This window comes from Bradyrhizobium sp., assembly GCF_030654605.1.
Lineage (GTDB): Bacteria > Pseudomonadota > Alphaproteobacteria > Rhizobiales > Xanthobacteraceae > Bradyrhizobium.
In genome coordinates this window covers 75,881-83,795 of sequence record NZ_JAURXB010000093.1, presented here as the reverse complement: position 1 = coordinate 83,795, position 7,915 = coordinate 75,881, and the positions used below count along the sequence as shown (strand labels likewise).

General features: G+C 63.7%; 10 protein-coding genes. 7 read left to right on the top strand and 3 right to left on the bottom strand.

Annotation, left to right across the window (positions count from 1 at the left end; genetic code table 11):
• Positions 1-196 precede the first annotated feature (196 nt).
• From Q7U29_RS09835 to Q7U29_RS09810, 6 genes are all read left to right on the top strand, one after another.
• Positions 197-730 (top strand): copper chaperone PCu(A)C, encoded by a 534-nt coding sequence (locus Q7U29_RS09835; protein ID WP_304740838.1) that lies wholly within the window; start codon positions 197-199, stop codon positions 728-730.
• 8 nt (positions 731-738) lie between these two features.
• Positions 739-1,254, top strand: a complete 516-nt coding sequence (locus Q7U29_RS09830) for a YcnI family protein (protein WP_304740836.1) — start codon at positions 739-741, stop codon at positions 1,252-1,254.
• An 11-nt stretch (positions 1,255-1,265) separates the two neighbouring features.
• The gene (locus tag Q7U29_RS09825; protein WP_304740835.1) at positions 1,266-2,840 is read left to right on the top strand and encodes a copper resistance CopC/CopD family protein; all 1,575 of its coding nucleotides are present in this window, start codon (positions 1,266-1,268) and stop codon (positions 2,838-2,840) included.
• 221 nt (positions 2,841-3,061) lie between these two features.
• Positions 3,062-4,381, top strand: a complete 1,320-nt coding sequence (gene proS, locus Q7U29_RS09820; RefSeq protein ID WP_304740832.1) for a proline--tRNA ligase — start codon at positions 3,062-3,064, stop codon at positions 4,379-4,381.
• 75 nt (positions 4,382-4,456) lie between these two features.
• A complete protein-coding gene (locus Q7U29_RS09815; RefSeq protein ID WP_304740829.1) occupies positions 4,457-5,737 on the top strand; it encodes a lipoprotein-releasing ABC transporter permease subunit in 1,281 nt (426 codons plus the stop codon).
• Positions 5,738-5,744: 7 nt separating this feature from the next.
• Positions 5,745-6,443, top strand: coding sequence for an ABC transporter ATP-binding protein (locus Q7U29_RS09810; RefSeq protein ID WP_304740846.1), 699 nt, complete (start codon positions 5,745-5,747; stop codon positions 6,441-6,443).
• A 125-nt stretch (positions 6,444-6,568) separates the two neighbouring features.
• Here the strand turns inward: Q7U29_RS09810 and Q7U29_RS09805 are convergent, their stop codons facing one another.
• Genes Q7U29_RS09805 through Q7U29_RS09795 form a run of 3 tightly spaced genes read right to left on the bottom strand, consistent with a single transcriptional unit; the run spans position 6,569 to position 7,279 of the window.
• Positions 6,569-6,823 (bottom strand): DUF3551 domain-containing protein, encoded by a 255-nt coding sequence (locus tag Q7U29_RS09805; protein WP_304740827.1) that lies wholly within the window; start codon positions 6,821-6,823, stop codon positions 6,569-6,571.
• A gap of 26 nt (positions 6,824-6,849) precedes the next feature.
• Positions 6,850-7,128, bottom strand: coding sequence for a DUF3551 domain-containing protein (locus Q7U29_RS09800; RefSeq protein ID WP_304740824.1), 279 nt, complete (start codon positions 7,126-7,128; stop codon positions 6,850-6,852).
• On the bottom strand, positions 7,121-7,279 hold the full coding sequence (locus Q7U29_RS09795; protein WP_304740822.1) for a hypothetical protein: 159 nt from the start codon (positions 7,277-7,279) through the stop codon (positions 7,121-7,123). Before Q7U29_RS09795 ends, Q7U29_RS09800 begins: the two co-directional genes overlap by 8 nt.
• 97 nt (positions 7,280-7,376) lie before the next feature.
• On the opposite strand from Q7U29_RS09795, the gene Q7U29_RS09790 reads away from it, so the two are divergent.
• The gene (locus Q7U29_RS09790) at positions 7,377-7,592 is read left to right on the top strand and encodes a hypothetical protein (protein WP_304740821.1); all 216 of its coding nucleotides are present in this window, start codon (positions 7,377-7,379) and stop codon (positions 7,590-7,592) included.
• Positions 7,593-7,915: the final 323 nt, after the last annotated feature.

Below are 7,915 nucleotides of genomic sequence, written 5' to 3'. Positions count from 1 at the left end.
AGCCAGAAATATCGGAAACAAGGCCTATATTGCCTCCGCCAGCATCATCAACACGGCCAGTTCGGCATCACTGCTGTTCGAGCCCGGGTCGGGTCGCGCCGTGTATGCGGGCGTCAAGGCCCGCTGGTAAAATGACAACAGGCCGGGCCCGAATCCCCGCAACCAACTCGTTCACTGAAGAAAAAGGACCAGGAACATGAAACAAGTCGTACGCACCCTAAGCTATGCCGTTGCCTTCGCAACTCTGCTGGTCGCGCCCGCGAGCGCGCAGGACGTCAAGGCCGGCGATCTCGTGATCAGTCAGGCCTGGAGCCGCGCCACGCCGGGCGGGGCGAAAGTCGCCGGCGGCTATCTCAACATCGAGAACAAGGGTGCCGCCGCTGATCGGCTGATCGGCGGATCGGCCGATATCGCCGGCAAGTTCGAAGTCCACGAAATGGCCGTCAAGGATGGCGTGATGACGATGCGTCCGCTCGACAAGGGACTCGTCATCGAGCCGGGCAAGACGGTAAAGCTCGCGCCCGGCGGCTATCATGTGATGCTGATGGACCTCAAGGGCGCGCTCAAGCAGGGTGACAAGGTGCCGGTCACGCTGGAGTTCGAGAAGGCCGGAAAGGTGAAGGTCTCGTTCGACGTGCAGGGCGTGGGCGCGCAGGCTCCAGCCGGCGCGGGTCATTCCGGCGGTCATGACATGAAACACACGCCTGATCATTCCGGCATGAAGAAGTGAGGCCTGCGATGTCGAAAGCCATCCTTCTTGCGGCCGTCGCTACATTGGCAGCATGGCCGGCCGCCGCGCACGTCTCGCTGGAAAATCGTCAGGCGGCGATCGGTGCGGGCTACAAGGCGGTATTCACCGTGCCGCATGGCTGCGCCGGCTCCGCCACGACAAAAATCCGCGTGCAAATCCCCGAAGGCGTGATCGCCGTCAAGCCGATGCCGAAGGCGGGCTGGAGCGTCGAGGCGATCAGCGGCAAATACGCTGTCGAATACAGCTACCACGGCAGGAAATTCACCGAAGGCGTCAAGGAGGTGGTGTGGAGCGGCGGCAAGCTGCCCGACAGCCATTACGACGAGTTCGTCGTCAGCACCTACCTGACCGGCAGCCTCAAGCCCAACACCACGCTGTATTTTCCGGTGGTGCAGGAATGCGAGCAGGGGGTCAGCCGCTGGATCGACATCCCGGCGCCAGGCGCCGGCCATTCCCATGACGACAAATCGCCGGCGCCGGGTGTCAAGCTGATGTCGAAATAAGGCTCTTGCGGATGCGCCTGATCGCCGGCCTGGCAATGCTGCTGTCGGTTCTCTGTGGTGCTACCGGCGCATCCGCCCATGCCACGCTGGTGTCGACCGATCCCGGCGACGGCAGCATCCTGGCGCAGGCGCCGAAGTCGGTTCAGCTGCGATTCAACGAAGCGGTAACGCCGGCGGTGGTCCGCGTGATCGATGCGGCCGGCAAGGCGCGCGACGATGTAACCGTACGCGTCGCCGGCGATACCATCACCATCACGCTGCCGGACAACCTGCCGCGCGGGACCCAGGTGGTCAGCTACCGGGTCACCTCGGAAGACGGCCATCCGGTCGCGGGCTCGATGGTGTTTTCGATCGGCGCCGCGACCGGGGCGGTGGCGAGCAAGAGCAGCAGCAGCTCCGTCAACGGCCTGATCTGGCTGGCGCGGATCGGGGTCTATCTCGGGCTGTTTGTCGGCGTCGGCGGCACATTCTTCATAGGCTGGATTGGCCGCGCACGCGCCGGCTCGCGGCTGGTCGTCGTCGCCCTGGTGGCAGGCCTGGTCGGCGCGGCGGCGGGGCTCGGGCTGCAGGGGCTCGACTTGCTGGATCTGCCGCCGGGCGGCCTGTTGACGGCGGCGCCCTGGAAGGCCGCCGCGGCAACCAGCCTGTTTCAGTCCCTGCTGATCGCGATGGCGGCGATGACCGCCGGCATCGTTGCGCTGCGGAGCCGGATCCCTGACATCGCCAGGACACTGTCGGCACTCGCGCTGGCCGGCGTCGGCCTGTCGCTCGCCTCCAGCGGGCATGCCGCGACCGCGACGCCGCAATGGCTGACCGCCCCGGCCGTGTTCCTGCATGGCGTCGGCGCAGCCTTCTGGGTCGGCGCGCTGGCGCCGCTGGCGGCGATGGCATGGCGGCCGGTGCAACCGCTGCTTCCGGTCCTCAACCGGTTCTCACATGCCGCGATTGTCGTCGTGGCCATGCTGGTGCTGACGGGGCTTGCGCTGGCCATCGTCCAACTCGGGAGTTTTGGCGCGCTGATCGACAGCCGATACGGGATCATCCTGTCGATCAAAACAGCTCTGGTCGCGGTACTGCTCGCCCTTGCGGCGCTGAACCGTTTTCGGCTGACGCCGGCCCTTGCGATCGATCCGCAAAACACCCGGCCGCTGCGGCGTTCGATCCTGGCGGAATGCATCTTCGCCGTTTGCATTCTGGCCGTGGTCGCCGGCTGGCGCTTCACGCCGCCGCCGCGCGCGCTCGCTGCGGCCGCCGCCCCGCCGCTGGCAATCCATATCCACACCGAGAAGGCCATGTTCCAGGTGCTGGTTTCACCGGGCAGAGTGGGCATCGACCATTTCGTCCTGCAACTGATGAACGGCGAGGGCATGCCGCTGGCGGCCAGGGAAGCCACCCTGACGCTGAGCCTGCCGGAGCGCGGCATCGAGCCGTTCGAGCGCAAGGCCGTGCTGGACGCCGACGGCCACTGGTCGGTCCGCGGCGTCGCGATCCCCTTTGCCGGCCGCTGGCATTTGCGCATCGATGCCCTGGTGACGGATTTCGAGAAGATCACACTGGAAGACGATTTCGACGTGCCGTCGCGCTGAAGCGATTTCCGCAAGGATTTTCAAAAGGATTCCCTAGGGATTTCCCGGCCGACTTTCACAAGGCCGCGTTTGCGCCTTAATCGCAAGGTCCATTGGACTGGTAAAAGTGACGCGTAATCTGCTGTTTTAGCGGCTTTTTCCGACCCCGCCCTTGTGTTTTTGCAGCCGATCCGGTTTCACTGGCACGCACCCCGTGTTCCCCCGATTCTTTGAGTGTCCTCATGCGATTGTCGCGGTTTTTTCTGCCCATTCTTAAAGAGAATCCGAAGGAAGCCGAGATCGTCTCGCATCGCCTGATGCTGCGCGCGGGCATGATGCGGCAGGAGGCGGCCGGCATCTATGCCTGGCTGCCGCTGGGCCTGAGGGTGCTGAAGAAGATCGAGCAGATCGTCCGCGAGGAACAGAACCGCGCCGGTGCCATCGAACTCTTGATGCCGACGCTGCAACTGGCTGATCTCTGGCGCGAAAGCGGCCGCTACGATGCCTATGGTCCGGAGATGCTGCGCATCACCGACCGGCACAAGCGCGAGCTGCTGTATGGGCCGACCAACGAGGAAATGATCACCGGGATCTTTCGATCCTATGTGAAGTCCTACAAGAGCCTGCCGCTCAATCTCTATCATATTCAATGGAAATTCCGCGACGAGCAGCGCCCCCGTTTCGGCGTGATGCGCGGCCGCGAATTCCTGATGAAGGACGCCTATTCCTTCGACGTCGACGAGGCCGCGGCGCGGCGCTCCTACAACCGGATGTTCGTCGCCTATTTGCGCACCTTCGCCCGGATGGGATTGAAGGCGATCCCGATGCGCGCCGAGACCGGTCCGATCGGCGGCGATCTCAGCCACGAATTCATCGTGCTCGCCGAGACCGGCGAGTCCGCGGTGTACTGCGACAGCGACGTGCTCAATCTGCCGGTGCCCGGCGATGACATCGATTACGAAGGCGATCTCGCCCCGATCATCAAGCAATGGACCTCGGTCTATGCCGCGACCGAGGACGTGCACGACGCCGCGCGTTTCGACAGCGAAGTCCCCGCCGGGAAGAAGGTGCAGACCCGAGGCATCGAGGTCGGCCAGATCTTCTATTTCGGCACCAAATATTCCGATTCGATGAAGGCCCTGGTGGCGGGCTCCGACGGCGCCGAACTGGCGGTTCACGGCGGCTCCTACGGCGTCGGCGTCTCGCGGCTGGTCGGCGCCATCATCGAAGCCTGCCATGACGATGCCGGTATCAAATGGCCGGAGGCGGTGGCGCCGTTCAAGGCGGTCATCCTGAACCTGAAACAGGGCGCCGAGGATGTCGATGCGGCCTGCATGAAGCTGTATCGCGAGCTCGAGGCCAGCGGCGTCGAGGTGCTTTATGACGACACCGACCAGCGCGCCGGCGCGAAATTCGCCGCCGCCGACCTGATCGGCATTCCCTGGCAGATTCTGGTCGGACCCAAGGGTCTCGCTGACGGCAAGCTCGAACTGAAGCGGCGCAGCGACGGGACGCGGGAGAATCTGAGCCCGGCGGACGTCGTGGCGCGGCTGACTTCGTGAGGAATTATCCACCGACGCAGGTGGAATGTCGGACGAGGCGGCCACAATTGGCCCGAATCGTGTGAGAATCGAACTATGGATGAAGCCATGAGCGAGCCAGTTCGAACCCCACCTTTCGCGCCCTTCGAATGGCTCTTGTCCGGACGCTATCTGCGCGCGCGCCGCAAGGAAGGTTTTATCTCCGTGATCGCCGGGTTCTCGTTCCTCGGCATCATGCTCGGCGTCGCCACCCTGATCATCGTGATGGCCGTGATGAACGGCTTCCGCAAGGAATTGCTGGACAAGATCCTCGGCGTCAACGGCCATATCCTGGTGCAGCCGCTTGAATCGCCGCTGACCGACTGGAAGGATGTCGCCGAGCGCATCAGCCAGGTCCAGGGCATCCGCCTCGCGGCCCCCGTCGTGGATGGCCAGGCGCTGGGCTCCTCGGCCTTCAACGCCGCCGGCGTGTTCGTGCGCGGCATCCGCGCCGCCGATCTGGTCAACCTCACCTCGATCGCCAAGAACATCAAGCAGGGCTCGCTCGAAGGGTTCGACGAGGGGCAGGGCGTCGCCATCGGCCGCAGGCTCGCCGATCAATTGTCGCTGCATTCCGGCGACAGCATCACGCTGGTGGCGCCGAAAGGCGCGGTCACCCCGATGGGCACCACGCCGCGCATCAAACCCTACAAGGTGGCGGCGGTGTTCGAGGTCGGGATGTCGGAATATGACGGCATCTTCGTCTTCATGCCGCTGCCGGAGGCGCAGGCCTATTTCAACCGCAAGGACGACGTCACCGCGATCGAGGTCTTCACCACCAATCCCGACAAGGTCGATGTCTTCCGCAAGACCGTGACGGAGGCTGCGGGGCGGCCGGTGTTTCTGGTCGACTGGCGGCAGCGCAATTCGACCTTCTTCAACGCGCTTCAGGTCGAACGCAACGTCATGTTCCTGATCCTGACCATGATCGTGCTGGTCGCGGCGCTCAACATCGTCTCCGGCCTGATCATGCTGGTGAAGGACAAGGGACAGGACATCGCGATCCTGCGCACCATGGGGGCCTCGCAGGGCTCGATCATGCGGATATTCCTGATTACGGGGGCTGCGATCGGCGTGGTCGGCACGCTGACCGGTTTCTTCGTCGGCATGGTGATCTGCCTGAATATCGAATCGATCCGCCAGTTCCTGTCCTGGCTGACCAGCACCGAATTGTTTCCACCGGAGCTCTATTTCCTCTCCAAGATGCCGGCCGAGATCGACGTCGGCGAAACCATCGCGGTCGTGATCATGGCGCTGACGCTGTCGTTCCTGGCCACGCTGTATCCGTCGTGGCGTGCCGCGCGCCTCGATCCCGTCGATGCGCTCCGGTATGAGTGAGGGCCAGATGGAGCAGGGGGCGGAAGATGTACCGGTTGTCTATCTCCACGAGATAAAACGCCAGTATACGCAAGGCACGGAGACGCTGACCATTCTCGACGGCGCCAAGCTGGCGCTGTGGGCGGGGCAGTCGGTCGCGCTGGTGGCGCCCTCGGGCGCCGGCAAATCGACGCTGCTGCATATCGCGGGCCTGCTGGAGACCCCCGACGACGGCGAGGTCTATGTTGGCGGGGCGCCGACCTCGCAATTGTCCGATATCGAGCGAACCCAGATCCGCCGTTCCGATATCGGCTTCGTCTACCAGTCGCACCGGCTGCTGCCGGAATTCACCGCGCTGGAAAACGTCATGCTGCCGCAGATGATCCGCGGCCTCAAGCGCGATGAAACCGTCAAGCGCGCCACCGAAATCCTGGCCTATCTCGGCCTCAGCGAGCGCATCAAGCACCGGCCCTCCGAACTGTCGGGCGGCGAGCAGCAGCGGGTCGCGATTGCGCGCGCGGTCGCCAACGCGCCGCGGGTATTGTTCGCGGACGAGCCGACCGGAAACCTCGATCCGCATACCGCCGATCATGTGTTCGGGGCGTTGATGCAGCTGGTCGCGGCGACCCGCGTCGCGATGCTGATCGTGACGCATAATATGGAGCTGGCGGGCCGGATGGACCGCCGCGTGTCGCTGGTCGACGGCAAGGTCGTCGAGCTCGAATAGATCATGACGGGTTGCGAGGCCCTACCGCGGAGCCTCACTCAAAAATCTCGAAATCAACTCCATGTACGGTAACGTTGACCCTAATCTGATACCGTCAATGCGAAGCTTTCGCCGCGCGGGACCGATCAGTAGGCCGGGCGCCGCCGTTGTTGCCGCCGAGGCCCGGCGCCCGCGTAAAAGGGATTGATCTCACACTGGGCGGCGCGGCCCGCCGCCGAGGCGGCACACTGGGCCAGAGAGGTAAAGTTGCATTCGTAGTAGGTGAGCCGTCCGTAGACGTGCAGGCAAACCGGATAGGCCGGGTCATAGGTCTGCGCCGCCGCCGGTGCGGTTGCCGAAATCGATGCGATAGCCGCAATCGCCAAAGCCAGTTTACGCATCGGTGCCTCCTTCGGACTTGCCTTCATTACCGCGGATAGGGGGGCGGCAAGCGGTCGCGGCCACGCACGGCGCGGGGATCTCTATCCGGACCGGGATCGTAGTAGGGATTTTCAATGCAGGAGAGAAACCGCCCCGACGCGGTGGCCTGGCATTGCTCATAGCTGGTGAAGGTGCATTGGCTCAGCGCGGGAATTTCGCTGCCCTGGATGCAATAGGGATAGCGGGTGCCGACGGCCTCGGCCGGTGCTGTGCCCACCATCGCGAGGCCGCCCGCGCCCAACAGAGCCAGAACCAGGTTACGCATCAAGATCTCCCATCGGCCGCAGCCGCTTGTCGTCGAATCCTTGACCTGAACCAGAACCGGTCCGGCAGGTCTTCGTCAACTCACGTTCGTGCGTGCCGTTCAGCGATATCAATTGGTTCGGCGGCCGGCGTGATGCGTTGATGTAAGTCAAGCCCGTCCTCCGCGAAGTGTCATGCCAGTCCTCGCATCAGTTGATTGTGATCGCCGAACGGTTGGAAAAAGGTCGGGATCGATCGCATTTTCGGACCATGGCTTTCAACCTGATGAAGATCGCCGTATTGGCTGGCCTGACGGTCGTCACCGCCGGCATTTTCCCTGACCGGCTGAGGGCGCGATCATTGCCATTGGGACATGCGTCGCGGCGGCTGTGGTCCTGCATTTCGTCGCGCCTTGAATTGCCCTCCGGCATTCCCGGCGCTTCCGCATTAACCAAGCCGTTTCTTTCGGAGGCAGCTTCGAACTGACCCGCTAGCCGCCTCTTGACTCCTGGAACAAAAATAGAACAATGTTCTTCATATGTTCTTATTCTCAGGAGGCGGGCATGTTGAAGATATTTGTGGAAGAAGCTGCGGCGCTGGCGTCGCTTACGCTGTTTGTCGGGATGATCGCGGTCTGGGCGCAGCTGATTCCCCAGCTCTGAGGTCCTGACCGGGCAGGTGGCGGCAGGAAAGCGGGGATGCCTGGCCGGGTGGCGCGGTTCGGCGTGGACAGGCCGGGCGCCAGGCATCACCATTGAGGCGCGAGTCGGCCCTGTGAGGGCGGCCTGCCTCCCTCATGCCAGATGATC